The following is a 15,524-nucleotide window of genomic DNA, read 5'->3' as shown; positions in this document are numbered from 1 at the left end:
GAGTACTATATTGTTTTTTTTGAAAAGTACTTTTGTATTTGAAGATCATTCCCAATTGCAATAAAGACAGTTTTAAGATCATCTATCGGAATAATGCTGGTCTTGGTTGCATCTGCATCAGGATCCCAGGAGTAAAAACTTTTCATTCCGGCAGATATACTACTAAATTTCAAGCTTGCCTTTGTAACCTGTAAATTTTTAAGGCTAAACATAAAAAATCCGGATAGCAAATATAAACTGCCCCTTATTAATTACAGGACGAAAAAGTTCTTTCGTTATGGCAGCATTACCATTATTTGCAGCAACAGTACCATTAATTTCATATGAAATTTTATGTTTGTTTGCTCTTTTATGCTTAACAGTGATAAGATTCTGGGAACCATCAATATTAATTTCTTCTGATTCTGAACTTTTAATATTGTCCAAAACATTAAATATATCACTTTGACCTCCAAAATAAGGATCACCAAAACGGAATATAGTAGCATTTGTATCAACAGTTGAATATTCGAGATCAACTTTTAAGATACTGCTTTGACCATCCTAATTAAGTTCATAGCTCATCGATGAACCTTTTTGACTGGCAACAAAGATAAAAAGCAATGTAAAAGTCAGTGAGTAGAATATTTGTCACTTCAAGCTGTAATGAACAAACGGATCCTTTTCTAGCCACCCATTGGCTATACAGATTCTGATAATTTCCCCAAAATTCTTAACATATTTTACTGCTGAATTGTTGTTGCATTTCTTTTCCGTTCTTAAAAACATTTCAAAATCACTAAGAAAGCCGTAATCTACTTTTTTGATGTCTATTTCAGAAAGATTGTACTTCCATAAAAGAAATTCTTGAGTATGATTCAGACAAGTTTTATAACGTGTTAAAGTACCTTTAGCAAACTCAACCTTTAGCAAACTCAAATCCTACCAGCTTTTCCATACGATCATTATGATCCCGGAAAATGTGGATTAATGTTCTGGCTCTCTCAACGGTACCTAAAATTTTATTTTTAAGTATTTGACTAGTAACGACACCCTCATTTCTCAACAATACGTTATAGGTGTCGTATACCTTTTGTTCAAAAGTTTTGAGATAAAAATTAAATGGCTTGGCTGCCTCTGTCGACCCGGACACTTTTTGCGCCTTGGAAATCCATTTAGAAATTTGTATGCTAAGTTTGGTGCTTATCTCGCATACTTTACCATCAATTGTAATTCTCAAATAAACGGGAGCCTCTCCTTCCAAATTTATCTTGGACTTTTTTACATAAAAAAGTAAATTAAATGTCTTGTTCATTTATTTGTCTTTTAAAAGTTTAAAATTAACTTCAGTAAAACATATTAACAAGATATTCACTTTCTGAACTGGCTTATCAGAGGGATATTCCAGACATTCAGTGACCTTAGACAGACCGATTGAGAAGGTCACTGTAATGGGTCAATATGGATTAACAATCCGATAAACCATTCCGCCAAATATTCTAGTTTTTAGTAACCTATTTTATCTAAATATACAGGTCCACTGACCAAGGTCACTTCTTCGATTGATAATTTTAAAAATTATCGAATTGAATATTCAAATTTTCAGTGACCTGCTTTATGCAGATTTTCTTTGGTCAATGAATAGGTCACTTCTATATTGTTAATTTTTAGCTCTATTTGAACAGGCATAAAACAAAAAACGCTTTAAAACATACGTTTTAAAGCGTTCTGCACTATTTTGTTTTAATAGTTGCGATCCGGACGGGACTCGAACCCGCGACCTCCGCCGTGACAGGGCGGCATTCTAACCAGCTGAACTACCGGATCAATTTTGTTTTAAAGTAAATTGATGAAAACTTTCTGCGATCCGGACGGGACTCGAACCCGCGACCTCCGCCGTGACAGGGCGGCATTCTAACCAGCTGAACTACCGGATCAATTTTGTTTTAAAAGTAAATTGAAGAAAACTTTTGCGATCCGGACGGGACTCGAACCCGCGACCTCCGCCGTGACAGGGCGGCATTCTAACCAGCTGAACTACCGGATCAAATTTCTTAAATGTTGTTTCTTGTTAAAGAACTTCGCTTCTTTTTTGTGATGGCAAAAGTACAACTTTTTTCGTTACATACAAACTATTTTCAAAAAAAATGCCTCCCTGAAACGGAAGGCATTCATTATCAAACTTATTATTTTTATAAGTGTGCACTTAATTTTTCTGCAATCACCTCTTTTGGAGCTACACCTACCAATTTGTCTACCACTTCACCGTTCTTAAAAATAAGAACCGTAGGGATATTTCTGATACCGTACTTCATAGAAATTTCCTGATTGTTGTCAACATCTACTTTTCCTACTACCGCTTTCCCTTCAAAATCTGTTGCTACTTCTTCAATAATCGGTCCCAAGGTTCTGCAAGGTCCGCACCATACTGCCCAAAAGTCTACCAATACCGGTTTATCTGATTTTAAAACCGTGTCCTGAAATGAGCTGTCCGTAATTTCTAAAGCCATTTTATTTTTTTTATTAATTAATATTATTTCTAACTGTTCCTTTGTTAAATATGCCACCAAAATTACACCATTTGCAGCATATTGTTATCTATGCTCAACATTTGTATTTTCTATAACAAAACCTTCCGAAATTTCCTTCAGGGCATCAGCCAGCGCATCGATATCTTCCTTGGTCGTCATATGGCTGAATGAGATCCTCAGCGGTGTACAGTCATCCATTTCATCTTCTGATAAAACCATCATCATTACCATTGAAGGCCTGGATGCCCCTGATGAACATGCACTGCCCTGAGAAACCGCAATCCCTTTCATGTCCAGCTGAAGCCCGATCAACGGATTTTTGTAAGGCAATAAAGCACTTAAAACCGTATAAAGGCTGTTTTCCATCTCAGCACTTCTCCCGTTGAATTTAATCCCGGGAATTTCTGCTGTAAGCTTTTCGGCAGCATATCTTTTGATTTCCTGCATATGGATGGTATAGTCTTCCAGGTGGGCAAGAGACAGTTCCAAAGCTTTCCCCAGACCGACAATTCCCGCTACGTTTTCCGTACCTGCTCTCAACGTTCTTTCCTGAGGGCCTCCTGTAATAATCCCCTTCAAACCGCTGGACTTCCTGATAAAGGCAAAACCCACGCCTTTAGGTCCGTGAAACTTATGGGCACTGCACGAAGCAAAATCAACCTTTATATCGGAGAAATCCAGATTCATGTGCGCCATAGTCTGTACCGTATCAGAATGGAAAAGCGCATTGTTTTCCTTGCACAGCTCTGCTATTTTTTTAATGTCATAAATATTTCCGATCTCGTTGTTAACATGCATCAGGCTTACCAACGTTTTCTTATCGGAAGCTTTTAAAAGCTCTTCCAGCTTGTGAAGGTCAATATCCCCTTTCTGATTGGGACGGATATAGTTTACCTCCACCCCTTTTCTGCTTTTCATATCCAGGATACTTTCAGATACGCATTTATGCTCCAGAGGGGAACTGATGATCCTTTCTACGCCAAGATGTTCAACACAGGATTTGATGATCATGTTGTTGGATTCTGTACCGCACGAGGTAAAGATGATCTCAGCCGGGGTCACATGGAGATAGTCTGCCACCTGACGCCTTACGTTTTCGATAAGGATCTTTGCTTCCTGTCCGAAACTATGCGTTGAAGACGGGTTACCGAAATTCATTCTCATGGTCCCCACCATTGCATCGATAACTTCTTCCGAAAGAGGCGTTGTAGCAGCGTTATCTAGGTATATTTTATTCATTTCACTTTGAATATTTAATTTGTACGGAATATGTAACAGTTCTGATTGTAAGGAAAAAACAATTATCTGCCTGAATTCTTATCAATCTAATTTCACTGTTCAAAATTAGTGAAAAAATTGATAATGTCCCTCATTTGCCCAGGCAAGCATCGGCTTATCTCCGGAAGTATCCCCGAATGCGATAATTTTATCATATCTGGTATCGCTGATTTCAGACCGGATTCTTTCCAGTTTCTCTTTTCCGTTGCAGTTTCTGCCAATGAAATTCCCGGTAAAAATACCGTTTTTAAATTCTGCTTTTGTGGAAACGAGCTGCATCTGAAAGGCGTCTGCAAAAGGTTTTGCCCAAATGTCAAGTGAAGCGGTAACCATAAGGCTTTGGGTATTTTCACGGTCAATATTCCGGATAAAATCCAGTGCATTTTCCCGGACAATTTTAGGATAGTGCGCTTCAAAAAACTGGAGGGATTTTTTTTCAATTTTTTCCCGGGTCTGTCCTTTGAGAATGGATCCGATAAAGCTTTTCTTTACCTTTTCCGTTTCAGCAAGCTTCAGTTTCAATAAAATAAAAAGCGGAACATGTCTTAGAAACTGCAGCCGGAATTTTGTGGGATCATAAAATTTCAGATACATAAACATCGTATCCTTGTAAGTTAATGTACCATCAAAATCAAAGCAATACAGTTTTTTCATTTATTTTAATTAATTTTTATTTAACATAAAGGCTGCAAATATATTTCAGAAGCCCTTCAATCCGTTTAAAATCTTACCGGTTGAATGCAACAGAGCAGGATAAATTTAAAGCATAAGCGTATTGATAACGTCTGTATTCTACCTTTTCTTATTTTTTTTTTTAAAAATGAAGGTTTTTAATCTGTCAGATCAAAGCTTCAGTTTCTTGAATATAAATTCAGGGATATTCCTGATGATCATCATAATGATTCCCCATATCGGCAATACATAAGCAACATTCTTCTGTTTTTTATAGGCTGCAAAAATAGAAGCGGCAGCCTGTTTCGGGGTGGCCGTTAATTTCGGGTTCAGCGGCAGCCCTTCGGTCATTTTGGTTGCCATAAATCCGGGTTTTACCGTCATGACATGCACTTTTTTATCAAAAAGATAATTCCTCAGCCCACTCAGGTAAGCGGTAAATGCTGCTTTAGCGCTCCCGTAAATAAAATTACTCTGCCTGCCGCGGTCACCTGCTACAGATGAAAGCCCGATGATGGTTCCTGATCTTCTGCTTTCGAATTTGTGGGCAAAATAATTCATTACAGGAACCAATTTGGAGTAATTGATATCAATAATCCTTTCGGTATTTTTATTATCATATAAACCTTCTTCAGTTCCTTCACCCAGATAACCGGTTGCACAGAACAAAAGCCCGGAACTGATCTTTTCAAACCGTGTATAATCGATTTCTTTCATCAGGTCCAGTTCAATAACTTCTGCCTGCTGAAGAAACTTCACATCAATATGCCGTGCAAATCTTTCGGTAGTTTCTCTGTTTGAGGTTAACAGATAGATTTTTTCAAATTTTTCTCCTTTGTTGAGGGCTTCTTCCACAAAAGCCTGAGCAACTTCCGATGTACTTCCTAAAACGATCATTTGATTTACTTGTTATTTAAGATTCTTTTGTGCTGTAAGGACACAAATTTTGAGCTTTCGGTATTCCTAAGGTAATTTGTAAGGGAAGACCTGCTCATGCTGTCTTTGGTAAGGTAAATCCTGCCGCCGAATTCTTCTACAATCTGGTCGAGCTGATCTACCAGTTTTTTCAGTTTTGAGTTGACCTTAAAGTCCAGGGCAAGCGTATAGCCTTCCACAGGGAAAGAATTATAAGCTTCCGGATTGTGTCTGCCAAACAGCTTAAGAACGGCTAAAAAAGACCCGTTTCCGCTGTGGGCAATGGTTTCCAGGATTTTCCTCATCCCTTCTTTGCCGGTTTCCTTAGGAATCACCATCTGGTACTGGATAAACCCTGATTTCCCGTAGATCCTGTTCCATTCATGAACGGCATCCAAAGGGTAGAAAAATGTTTCGTAGTCGGTGAAATTGTTAATCTCTTTTTTTCTCTGCTTGTTAAAATACAGCAGATTGAAGAGCTTTACTGTAAGGGCATTTAAAACAAACCCCGGAAAGTAGAAAGGGACTGTCGGCTCAAACTTCTTCTTTAACCGCAGAGGCTTCTCTCTTAGATTCTGAGGAAGCTCATGCTGAAAAGCGTGTTCCCCTCTCATGAGGATACTTCTTCCTATATTTTTCCCTTTCTGAAGACAGTCGATCCAGGCTACGGTATACGTCCAGCTTTCACTTTCATCAAACAGCCTGAAAATTTCATCCAGGTTTTCTGCTTTGATGCTTTCCTGGCGGATGTAAGCAGATTCTATATTTTTAAGCTTGAATTTTGCCGTCAGTATGATTCCGGTTAGTCCCATTCCTCCAATGGCAGACCAGAATTTATCTGCATTTTCCTCTCTTGAACAGGTGATGATTTCACCGTTTTCAACCATCAGTTTAAATTCGATGACATATTCTGAAAAACAGCCTTCTGCATGGTGGTTTTTTCCGTGCACATCAGATGCAATGGCTCCGCCTACAGAAACGAATTTCGTCCCCGGCGTTACATACAGGAAATATCCCTGCGGAACCGAAATCTCGAGCACGTCCGAAAGAAGAACGCCGGATTCACACTCAATAACCCCGTTCAGGCGGTCAAAACTAATGAATTTATTTAATTTTTTCGTTGAAAATATATGTTCTCCCAATGAAGCATCACCATAACATCTGCCGTTTCCTCTTGCGATGACTTCATTATGATCCCGTATAAATTCTTTTATTTTCCGGAAACTGTCATCCGACTTCATTTCTTTTTCCACTATGGGATAATTGCCCCAATTGGTGACCTTCTGTATAAAATTCGGCTTCATTTTTTAAAGTAGATTTGAATTAAAAATGCAGCAACCCACAATAATAATGTGATCTGGATATATCTGTCTCTGTAAACAATTTTGGTAGGAGATTCTGTCCTGTTGTATACCAGGGTCTGCTGCAGGTATCTTAAAAAAGCAAAAACAACAAAAATCACGGTATAAAAAACCCGGGAATGGAATCTTGCCTGCACTTCGGGTGACAATGTAAACATCAGGTAACACATAATGGCCAGTGTTACGGAAATAGAAAGGGCAATATCTGCAAACTGTACATTATACCCATCCAGTGCCCGCCTTGTTTTTCCTGAGACCTGTGCATTGATCAATTCTCCTCTCCGCTTGCCTATGGCCAGTACCAATGCCAGGACAAAAGTCAGCAGGATAGCCCACTGTGAGATGCTGATCCCCGTCATGTATCCTCCGGCCAGTACCCTGAGTACAAAACCGATGGCGATAATTGAAATATCAATAATAGGAACATGCTTTAATTTAAAGGTATAGGCAAGGTTCATTACAAAATAAAAGCCTACGATGGTCGCAAACTTCCATAAGTTTTCCTGAAAATAAGCCTGGGCAAAAAATACCAGTGCTATGTCTGCAATAACAAGCCCTGCAAAGATACCTATGGCCTGCGGTTTTGAGATTGCACCGCTAGCTAATGGCCTTTTTCTTTTTTCCGGATGTTTTCTGTCTGCTTCAATATCATTGTAGTCATTTAAAATATAAACAACGCTGGCTGCTAATGAGAAGATGATAAAAGCAAAAACACTTTTAGTCAGTAAATCAAGGTTTTTGATATTACCTGAAAAGAACAGAGGAACAAAAACAAACAGGTTTTTCACCCATTGCTCCACACGGAGCAGTTTTAAATATTTCTTCATTTATGCGAGTTCAGATGCAAAAATAGTGATTTAAAAAATAGCAGCATAAAAATATAAAAATAACCGCAAAAGCGGTTATTTTAGAAAATATTTATATGTTAAATAATTACTGCCCCTGCTGAGCTTCATTAATCATTTTTTCGTTCGCGGTAATTGCAAATTCCACTCTTCTGTTTTTTGCTCTCCCTGCATCTGTATCATTGGTAGCAACCGGCATGGCTTCTCCTTCCCCTTTTGCAAACAACCTACCCGATGCAATTCCTTTTCCAGATAGGTAAGATCTTACGGCATCCGCTCTTCTTTCGGAAAGGTTCATATTGTATTCGTCTGTACCTTTGCTGTCTGTATGTCCGTAGATATTAATGTTTGTATCAGGATTATTGGTTAAGACCTGAGCCAGTTTATCTAAGTTTGTTTTGGCAACGCTGGTTAATGCGGAAGAATTAAAATCAAAGTTAACGATGCTTTCATTCAGTGTGATTTTAATACCATCCCCTACTCTTTCCACTTCAGCCCCCGGCAAGGTCTCTTTAATCTCTCTCGCCTGCTTATCCATTTTATTACCGATCACATTCCCGGCAACGCCACCTACAATACCTCCAAGTACGGCACCGATTGCACCGTTTCCTCCTCTTCCTACGTTATTCCCTAAGATTCCTCCCAGCACAGCTCCGGATGCCACCCCTACTGCAGTACCTCTCTGCTGGTGATTGGAATTCTGTACTGCCTCACAGCTGGTCAGCAACAAAGCTGATGATAAGAAAAGTGCTCCTATGTATGTTTTAGTAAATTTCATTTTGTTTAATGTTTAAGTTATTTATTTCATTCCGGCTCTTTCGAAGTTGTAAGTAACCCTTACATTTTCTCCGTCGAAAGGAACATTCTGTTCTAAAGAGAACTGATCTGTTGCCTGGTTTATTAAAGTTAAAGTATACCCTACGGTATTTTGTTTGGCTTTGGTCCCGTCAGCAATTTTCTTAAAGCTGAATGTATTGCCACTCACAACATCAATTTTAATCGGCTGTGTAAATCCGGCTCCGCATGTCCCGCCTCCGTTTAAAGTATAAGCTCCCGTCCAGTTATTCGGAATCAGCCTCCAGTGGCTCCCTACGAAGCACTGTGCATCAACACCTTCATCAAAGGGCTTGATTTTAAACTGTTTATCATAATTGATGCTGACAATCTGCCAGTCACCTTTCATTTTAAGAAATTCAGATCTTTGGGTTTGGGCCGTCTGTGCATTTTTGACTCCGGAACAAGACACTGCAAAGAATGACGCTCCCAACATCCCTGCAAATAGTAACTTTTTCATTTTGTTGTTTATTATTTTGTTATCTATAAGTCACAAAAAACCGTGCCAAAATTAAAATACGGAAATAAAAAAAGCCCGGAAATTCCGGACTTTTTATGATTCAACCTTAAATACAGAAGGGTATGTTATTTTTTAGTCTTCTTTTTTGCGGATTTTTCAGCTTTTTTTACAGCACCTGACTTTCCATTGTAAAAGTTGGCATAAGCATATTCAGCCGCTTTCTTAAGATCAATTACTCCGCCTGCCTGCGAGAAATCAGCAAACTGGCTGGCTGTGCTTGTATTGCTGGATTTTACCAGAGATTCAATGACCTGAGCCGGCGTCAGGTTAGGCATATAAGCCAATAGCACCGCTGCGGCTCCCGCTACAACCGGAGAAGCCATGGACGTTCCCTGCAGGTATTTGTACTCATTATGAGGAACAGTGGAATAAATTTCCTGTCCCGGAGCAAAAACATCCACCATTTTTTTGTTGAAGTTGGAGAAACCTGCTCTTAAAGCATTGTTGTCATTGGTGCTTGCCCCTACCACAAGCACATTATTCACAAACGGTTTTTCATCAGTCACATTTTTGAAGTTCGTAGGATAAGCCAGATGTTCCGCTACATCTTCATTTTCATTTCCTGCTGCCTTTACCAGAAGAACGCCTTTATCTTGAGCATATTTGAAAGCATCCCAAACCACATTTTTACCCGGAGAAACAGGCTTACCGAAGCTCATATTTAAAACTTTGGCACCGTTATCCACAGCATACCTGATGGCGTTTGCTACGTCTTTATCTCTTTCGTCACCGTTCGGCACGGTTCTTACCGACATGATTTTAGCAACTTTTGAAGCAACTCCGTATTGAACTTCTTTTCCGTTCGGAAGTCCTGCAATGATACCTGCCACGTGGGTTCCGTGTTCTGCGTCAGGGCCTTCGTAGTGATTGTTTCCGTACGATTTTTCAGCATAGTTGTCGTAATTATCTCCTACGATTTCTTTTCTCGGATCATACTCCAGATCATACTGTTTAGACTGAGGCCCGAAATAATCCAGTGCTTCCTTCATCTGCCCCTTCATTGCTTTTTCAAACTCAGCTGCAGATTTACCTTTAAATTCAGGGCTTTGTGAAACCTGGGCAAGAACCTGCGCAGCCATGGCTTCTTTCTGTTCCGCAGGTTTTATGGCAGCAACATTTTCAGGGGTAACCGGTTTACCGTTCAATAATTTCACCATTGTAGGAATGGCATCATTGATCATGGTATACATCTGAACGCTCTGCCTTGCTTCTACGCTTTTCTTGGTGAAAAGTTCCTTAGCCTTCATGTACATCGCAAAATCTTCCGGCATTTTAGCCTGATTTTCTTTATTTTTTGCAGAATCGTCGCCTTCAAAAAGAGGCTTGTATTTCTTTACCACGCGGGTAACCTCCATATTATCGATGTCAATATCGGCATTTTTCCCGCCGATGAAGTTCCATCCGTGGATATCATCAATATATCCGTTTCCGTCATCATCTTTCCCGTTGTTCGGAACTTCGTTAGGGTTTGACCATACATTTTTAACCAGTCCTGGGTGGTCTACCTGAACCCCGCTGTCCAGAACGCCTACCACTACCGTTTTCGGTTTAAGCCCCTTGGACTCTAAAAATTTATATGCGTTTTCCGTATTGACTCCGTATACTTTTGATGTCGTAAAATCTTTATGATACCAGGTCATAAGATCTTTATCTTCTTTCGGATCAACACCCGTTTTCGCCTCCTGAGCATAGGAAAAGCTGAATCCTGCTAAAAAAACAGCAGCTAACAATACCTTTTTCATATGATGTATAATTATTTATTTAAAGCTATATGAAATTACCGGATTTCAGAATATGTTCAATACATCTGTTACGGCAATTTCAAATTAATACAATTGTTTAATATTTCTGATATAAGTCAGAGATTCCGGTCCTTTGTTACAGATCAGGTCTAAAATTGACAAATCTTTTAAAAATCCCAGCTTGTCTGAAAAGGTCTGATAATATTCATCCATTTCAAATTCTGATGGGAGCTTTGCTGAAAATTTTTCCCTGAAACTGGTTTCTTCCGGATTTTTGATGTATTCTTCATTCAAAGAATATGCCTTTTCCGTCTTCAGGATCTGTTGGATCACCTCCAGTGCTTTCAGATTAAAATCCAGCAGGTATTTTTCCTGAATATCAAATATTTTCCTGAGTTTATCTTCATAAAACTCGAAATACGGTGAACCTTGATAAGCTGTTTTGATGGATTTCCAGTGCAGGTTTCTCCAGTCTTCACGGTAGGAGATTTCTATATCTTTCAGCTCTCTTCTGCCGTTATGGGCAATAGGGATGATTAATGACAGTTTCCCGTTGGCTCCGTAAATATTGGCCCTGTTCCTGTATGTCTGCTTAGGAAAACTTTCGAACCTTTCAAAAACAATTTCGTTTTCAGGGTTTAAAAATACTGAGAACCATGAAATCGGCGGCAGGTAAAATGCCGGTAATAATACATTCTTCATATTCATTATGCAAAAATGAAGCATTTTTTCAAACACTTCATTTTATTTATATTTATTTAACTTATCATTAATCGTCTTCCGTTTTCTTTTTCCTCAACAGCTTTACAAAGTACTCCCATCCGAAGAACAGGATAAGAATCATGGCTGCAATCCACCAATAGGAGGTTTTGTTGGATTCACCGGTATTTGTAGCTTTAAACATCCTGTCCCAACGTACCTTAAACGGTGCCTGATAAGAGGAACTCGCGTCCTTGAATGCGCCCTGAAGGCTCATCCAGGTAAACATCGGTTTCCCGACAATATTTTCTTCCGGAACAAAGCCGAAGAATCTTGCATCTAAAGACGCATCCCTGTTGTCTCCCACCATCATGTAATAATCCTGCTGGATGGTATACTGATTGGTTTCCTTCCCGTTGATGAAGATTTTACCGTTTTTAGTCTCCAGGGTGTTGTTTTCGTACTTTTTAATAATCCATTGATATTCCGGCAGTGTTTCCGTGTTTATGGTAACAACATCCCCTTTTTTAGGAATTTTCAGAGGCCCGTACCAATCCTGGTTCCAAGGCTTGTTGATCGGGAAAATGGATTGGGTGGTATCAATACTTTTTGTATACGCTGTTTTATCAGCATTCAATTTGTATGAAATCGTGGCGGAATCTTTAGGATAAATATTTTCCTCCATGCTGATGACATTCGGCAGGGCTTTGATGTCTTTTGCCGTTCTATCCGTGAGGCCCTGGAACATATAGGTAAACCCGCCTTTATCGCTCTGCATTTCCCTTACCGGTAAAAATCCGTAGGTATTGTACATTCCCGGAATATCAAGCTGGGTTCCGGTATTTACAGTATAGGCATGCTGAACTTCCTGATCTCCTAAAATAGTTTCCGGTTTCCCGTTAACGAAAAGCCTTCCGGCTCTCATTTCAAAAGTATCACCGGCAGCGGCAACACATCTTTTTACATAAGGATCCTTTCTGTCGATGGCCGTGTGTACGGAATCCTGCGGGTAGTTGAAAACCACCACGTCATTTCTTTGAGGCTTGCTGAACTGCAGAATTCTTTCATAAGGCAGTTTAATACCGTCAACATAAGATTTCGGATCATCTTTGGGGTTTCCTTTTTCACCGGAATCAAACATGGTTCCCTGCAGGAAAGGTACGGCAACCGGACGCATGGGAAGGCGGTAACCATAGCTCCATTTATTAACGAAAAGGAAGTCACCTACCAACAGGGTTCTTTCCATAGATCCTGTCGGGATCCCGAAAGGCTGGGTAACGAACACGTGAATAATGGTAGCAAATACAACGGCAAAAGTAATAGACCCTAAAAAGGAATCTTTCTTTTTACTTTTCGCCATTTTCTCTTCATCCGTTAAATAAAGGTCATCTTCGCTTTCATCGATCAGTTCCGGATTTTTAGAGTAATTCACACTTGCCATATAAACAAATGGAAGAATAGCTGTCAGAAGCGGGCTTTTCCCGAATTTCTTCATGAGATAAATATGAAAAACCGACATCATGATCGGTCCGACAATTGGCAGATAGGATAAAAGTGCCCACCACACCGGTTGCTTTGCTTCTTTTAAAATGATAAAGTAATTGTAAAAAGGTATAAAGGAAAATAATGGATTATACCCCATTTTTTTGAACAGCTTCCAGGTGGAAATCCCCATCAATACAGATAAGATGAGAACGTATACTGCATAAGTTAAAAAATAATTCATAAATTTTTGTGCCTAATCTATAATTTGAGTAATCGGTAACGAGCAATGAGTAATTTGCTGCTCATTATTATTTATTATAAGTCCGCAATGTAGGGATTTTGTTACAAAATTAAAGTCCCAAAACATCTTTCATCTCAAAATTCCCTTTTTTATCCCTGATCCATTCCGCAGCTACCACGGCACCCAGGGCAAAACCATTCCTGTTGAAAGCGGTATGCTTGATTTCAATTTCATCCACTTCGCTTCTATAGAATACACTGTGGGTTCCGGGAACCTCATCTTCACGAACAGCAAAAATACCCAGTTGATTTCCCTGAGTCTCTTCCAGCTTCCAGGCATCGAATTTCGGGTTGTTTTTAAAGATGCCTTCTGCAATGGAAATTGCGGTTCCGCTCGGTGCATCTTTTTTGTGAATATGGTGGATTTCTTCAAGCTGGCAGGAATAATCATCTGCATTTTTCATCAGGGCGGCCAGCTTTTCGTTAAGTGCAAAGAATAAGTTTACGCCCAGGCTGAAGTTGGATCCGTATAAAAAGGCAGTCCCGTTTTCAACAGCCAGCTTTTCAATTTCAGGTTTTCTGTCAAGCCATCCTGTGGTTCCGCAGATTACCGGAATTTTATTTTCGAGGCAGGCTTTGATATTTCCGTAAGCGGCTTCCGGCAGGGAAAATTCAATAACAACATCCGGATGGTTCAGGTTTTCAGCAGTTGGGGTTTCTTTCAGGCGGGCTACAACTTCGTGTCCCCTTTTCGTGGCAATTTCATCGATAATCCTGCCCATTTTACCATATCCAACTAATGCTATTTTCATATTCTTTTATTTATCTGTTTTTAATACAAATATTTTATTAAAAACAGTTTATCTATTAATTAATGATTAAAACCGGTAACTCAAACTCACTCCTGTTTTCGGAGGGGTAAACCCATATTGATCCTGAATAACAGCCGTATTGAATGAAAGATCCGGATCATGGCGGCTTTCATACAAATGGGCATCCACCACAGCATCCACAATATTTAAGATGTAAATCAGTCCTGAAATGGCAATGGCATAATCCCTCTGCCTTTTTGCCCGGTCCTGTGCATTTCCCAATGCTACTTTATCGAGCCAGGGATGGGTATCCACGAATTCATTAGGGGTACCGTTGAGCTTGGCAATATAATATTCCCGGTATTTCCTGTACTGCTTGTCATTCCATACCGCTATGCCGACTCCTGCTCCTACCGCTCCCCATACAATGGGAATCTTCCAGTATTTTTTATTGTAAAACTGGCCCAATCCCGGTAAAACAGCAGAATACAGTCCTGCTTTGGTAGGGTTCAGTTTTAATGTTTTCCCGGTCGGTCCGTTTGCCTTCTCCAGATCCGAAACCACGCTGGCTTCCGTCTCTGTATTGTTCCTTTCCACAGACACGCTGTCTGTCGGGTGGTATTCTACCCGGATGGTGTCATTGGGGTTCACCTGCGAATAGGCAACCGCAAACAGGCATAGGAAAAATATAAAAAATATTTTCTTCATTTATTTGATATGGGATAAAATATATTCCAGTTCGTCCTCATTTTTGAAGTCCAGGACAATTTTACCTTTTTTACCGTTTCCGGTGGTTTTTATTTCAACTTTTACATCCAGGATATCAGCAATTGTTTTCTGGGCCCTTTTGTAATTGTTGTTAAGTTCAACCTTTGCTCTTTTTGCCGCTGCCGATTTTGGATTTTTCAGTGCTGTAGCAGCCTGTTCTGCCTGGCGCACATTCAGTTTTTCCTTAATAATCAGGTCAAACAGAATCTTCTGGTGCTCTTCATTTTCAAGGCTGATGATTGCCCTGCCGTGTCCCGCTGAAATCTCACCGCTCCTGATGGCATTCTGAATATCGGGGTTCAGCCTCAACAGCCTGATTGAGTTGGTGATGGTGCTTCTGTCCTTCCCTACCCTCTGGCTCAAATTTTCCTGGGTAAGCCCGATTTCATCCATCAGCCTCTGATAGGTCAGTGCGATTTCGATGGCATCAAGATCTTCCCTCTGGATGTTTTCCACCAGGGCCATTTCAAGAAGCTCCTGATCATTGACCAGGCGGATATAGGCAGGAATTGACTCCAGACCGGCCATCTTACTGGCCCTGTAACGCCTTTCCCCTGAAATGATCTCGAACCTTTCCCCTTCTTTCCTCAAGGTAATAGGCTGGATAACACCTAAGTTTGTAATAGACTGGGCAAGTTCGTTTAATGATTTTTCGTCAAAATAAGTTCTTGGCTGGGTTGGGTTGGGATAAATATCTTCAATGGCTATTTCTACGATATTCCCTACAAACTTATCCGCTCCTTCGTCTGTTGCGGAATTGATCGTTGCTTTGGATTCGGCACTCAGAATGGCGCCCAAACCACGTCCCATCGCTCTTTTTTTGTCTTTCATGTCTGCTTTCAG

Annotated in this window: 17 protein-coding genes and 3 tRNA genes; all 20 read right to left on the bottom strand. The window is 40.0% G+C overall.

Features of this window, described 5'->3' with window-relative positions:
- Nucleotides 1–204 precede the first annotated feature (204 nt).
- Nucleotides 205–426, bottom strand: coding sequence for a hypothetical protein (locus tag SD427_RS05205; RefSeq protein ID WP_320560218.1), 222 nt, complete (start codon nucleotides 424–426; stop codon nucleotides 205–207).
- Nucleotides 427–630: 204 nt separating this feature from the next.
- Nucleotides 631–912: a phage integrase SAM-like domain-containing protein gene (locus SD427_RS19045; protein ID WP_414017716.1), complete on the bottom strand. Its 282-nt coding sequence runs from the start codon at nucleotides 910–912 to the stop codon at nucleotides 631–633.
- Nucleotides 899–1,294: an Arm DNA-binding domain-containing protein gene (locus SD427_RS05200; RefSeq protein WP_320560217.1), complete on the bottom strand. Its 396-nt coding sequence runs from the start codon at nucleotides 1,292–1,294 to the stop codon at nucleotides 899–901. Before SD427_RS05200 ends, SD427_RS19045 begins: the two co-directional genes overlap by 14 nt.
- 438 nt (nucleotides 1,295–1,732) lie before the next feature.
- Nucleotides 1,733–1,806: transfer RNA gene (locus tag SD427_RS05195), tRNA-Asp, on the bottom strand.
- A 36-nt stretch (nucleotides 1,807–1,842) separates the two neighbouring features.
- Nucleotides 1,843–1,916: transfer RNA gene (locus tag SD427_RS05190), tRNA-Asp, on the bottom strand.
- Nucleotides 1,917–1,952: 36 nt separating this feature from the next.
- Nucleotides 1,953–2,026 (bottom strand) — tRNA-Asp (locus SD427_RS05185).
- Between the two features lie 145 nt (nucleotides 2,027–2,171).
- A complete protein-coding gene (gene trxA / locus SD427_RS05180) occupies nucleotides 2,172–2,489 on the bottom strand; it encodes a thioredoxin (RefSeq protein WP_027387734.1) in 318 nt (105 codons plus the stop codon).
- 84 nt (nucleotides 2,490–2,573) lie between these two features.
- Entirely contained in the window at nucleotides 2,574–3,749 is a 1,176-nt protein-coding gene (locus SD427_RS05175) for a cysteine desulfurase family protein (protein WP_320560216.1), read from the bottom strand.
- 105 nt (nucleotides 3,750–3,854) lie between these two features.
- The gene (locus SD427_RS05170; RefSeq protein ID WP_320560215.1) at nucleotides 3,855–4,442 is read right to left on the bottom strand and encodes an HAD family hydrolase; all 588 of its coding nucleotides are present in this window, start codon (nucleotides 4,440–4,442) and stop codon (nucleotides 3,855–3,857) included.
- 189 nt (nucleotides 4,443–4,631) lie between these two features.
- Nucleotides 4,632–5,357 carry an SDR family NAD(P)-dependent oxidoreductase gene (locus tag SD427_RS05165; RefSeq protein ID WP_320560214.1) on the bottom strand — a complete coding sequence of 242 codons (726 nt, stop codon included), beginning with the start codon at nucleotides 5,355–5,357 and terminating at the stop codon, nucleotides 4,632–4,634.
- A gap of 5 nt (nucleotides 5,358–5,362) precedes the next feature.
- A complete protein-coding gene (locus SD427_RS05160; RefSeq protein ID WP_320560213.1) occupies nucleotides 5,363–6,679 on the bottom strand; it encodes an FAD-binding oxidoreductase in 1,317 nt (438 codons plus the stop codon).
- Entirely contained in the window at nucleotides 6,676–7,563 is an 888-nt protein-coding gene (locus SD427_RS05155) for a decaprenyl-phosphate phosphoribosyltransferase (RefSeq protein WP_320560212.1), read from the bottom strand. The genes SD427_RS05160 and SD427_RS05155 overlap by 4 nt, the downstream gene beginning before the upstream one ends.
- Nucleotides 7,564–7,669: 106 nt before the next feature.
- Nucleotides 7,670–8,359 (bottom strand): OmpA family protein, encoded by a 690-nt coding sequence (locus SD427_RS05150; protein ID WP_320560211.1) that lies wholly within the window; start codon nucleotides 8,357–8,359, stop codon nucleotides 7,670–7,672.
- 21 nt (nucleotides 8,360–8,380) lie between these two features.
- Nucleotides 8,381–8,875 carry a lipocalin family protein gene (locus tag SD427_RS05145; protein WP_320560210.1) on the bottom strand — a complete coding sequence of 165 codons (495 nt, stop codon included), beginning with the start codon at nucleotides 8,873–8,875 and terminating at the stop codon, nucleotides 8,381–8,383.
- A 125-nt stretch (nucleotides 8,876–9,000) separates the two neighbouring features.
- Complete coding sequence (locus SD427_RS05140; protein ID WP_320560209.1) at nucleotides 9,001–10,677, bottom strand: S8 family serine peptidase; 1,677 nt, start codon at nucleotides 10,675–10,677, stop codon at nucleotides 9,001–9,003.
- 84 nt (nucleotides 10,678–10,761) lie between these two features.
- Complete coding sequence (locus tag SD427_RS05135) at nucleotides 10,762–11,385, bottom strand: WbqC family protein (protein ID WP_414017707.1); 624 nt, start codon at nucleotides 11,383–11,385, stop codon at nucleotides 10,762–10,764.
- Nucleotides 11,386–11,446: 61 nt separating this feature from the next.
- Nucleotides 11,447–13,102, bottom strand: a complete 1,656-nt coding sequence (lepB, locus tag SD427_RS05130) for a signal peptidase I (RefSeq protein WP_320560206.1) — start codon at nucleotides 13,100–13,102, stop codon at nucleotides 11,447–11,449.
- Nucleotides 13,103–13,211: 109 nt separating this feature from the next.
- Nucleotides 13,212–13,913 (bottom strand): 4-hydroxy-tetrahydrodipicolinate reductase, encoded by a 702-nt coding sequence (gene dapB / locus SD427_RS05125; RefSeq protein ID WP_320560205.1) that lies wholly within the window; start codon nucleotides 13,911–13,913, stop codon nucleotides 13,212–13,214.
- Nucleotides 13,914–13,979: 66 nt separating this feature from the next.
- Complete coding sequence (locus SD427_RS05120) at nucleotides 13,980–14,621, bottom strand: DUF5683 domain-containing protein (RefSeq protein ID WP_320560204.1); 642 nt, start codon at nucleotides 14,619–14,621, stop codon at nucleotides 13,980–13,982.
- Nucleotides 14,622–15,512: a ParB/RepB/Spo0J family partition protein gene (locus SD427_RS05115; protein ID WP_320560203.1), complete on the bottom strand. Its 891-nt coding sequence runs from the start codon at nucleotides 15,510–15,512 to the stop codon at nucleotides 14,622–14,624.
- Nucleotides 15,513–15,524 lie beyond the last annotated feature (12 nt).

The organism is Chryseobacterium sp. JJR-5R, from assembly GCF_034047335.1.
Taxonomy (GTDB): Bacteria; Bacteroidota; Bacteroidia; order Flavobacteriales; family Weeksellaceae; genus Chryseobacterium.
This window is presented reverse-complemented; position numbering and strand designations above follow the sequence as displayed.

Coding starts and splice junctions, on each gene's coding strand:
- SD427_RS05200 (WP_320560217.1), bottom strand. CDS start 1,294: ATGAACAAGACATTTAATTTACTTTTTTATGTAAAAAAGTCCAAGATA.
- trxA (WP_027387734.1), bottom strand. CDS start 2,489: ATGGCTTTAGAAATTACGGACAGCTCATTTCAGGACACGGTTTTAAAA.
- SD427_RS05175 (WP_320560216.1), bottom strand. CDS start 3,749: ATGAATAAAATATACCTAGATAACGCTGCTACAACGCCTCTTTCGGAA.
- SD427_RS05170 (WP_320560215.1), bottom strand. CDS start 4,442: ATGAAAAAACTGTATTGCTTTGATTTTGATGGTACATTAACTTACAAG.
- SD427_RS05165 (WP_320560214.1), bottom strand. CDS start 5,357: ATGATCGTTTTAGGAAGTACATCGGAAGTTGCTCAGGCTTTTGTGGAA.
- SD427_RS05160 (WP_320560213.1), bottom strand. CDS start 6,679: ATGAAGCCGAATTTTATACAGAAGGTCACCAATTGGGGCAATTATCCC.
- SD427_RS05155 (WP_320560212.1), bottom strand. CDS start 7,563: ATGAAGAAATATTTAAAACTGCTCCGTGTGGAGCAATGGGTGAAAAAC.
- SD427_RS05150 (WP_320560211.1), bottom strand. CDS start 8,359: ATGAAATTTACTAAAACATACATAGGAGCACTTTTCTTATCATCAGCT.
- SD427_RS05145 (WP_320560210.1), bottom strand. CDS start 8,875: ATGAAAAAGTTACTATTTGCAGGGATGTTGGGAGCGTCATTCTTTGCA.
- SD427_RS05140 (WP_320560209.1), bottom strand. CDS start 10,677: ATGAAAAAGGTATTGTTAGCTGCTGTTTTTTTAGCAGGATTCAGCTTT.
- SD427_RS05135 (WP_414017707.1), bottom strand. CDS start 11,385: ATGAATATGAAGAATGTATTATTACCGGCATTTTACCTGCCGCCGATT.
- lepB (WP_320560206.1), bottom strand. CDS start 13,102: ATGAATTATTTTTTAACTTATGCAGTATACGTTCTCATCTTATCTGTA.
- dapB (WP_320560205.1), bottom strand. CDS start 13,913: ATGAAAATAGCATTAGTTGGATATGGTAAAATGGGCAGGATTATCGAT.
- SD427_RS05120 (WP_320560204.1), bottom strand. CDS start 14,621: ATGAAGAAAATATTTTTTATATTTTTCCTATGCCTGTTTGCGGTTGCC.
- SD427_RS05115 (WP_320560203.1), bottom strand. CDS start 15,512: ATGAAAGACAAAAAAAGAGCGATGGGACGTGGTTTGGGCGCCATTCTG.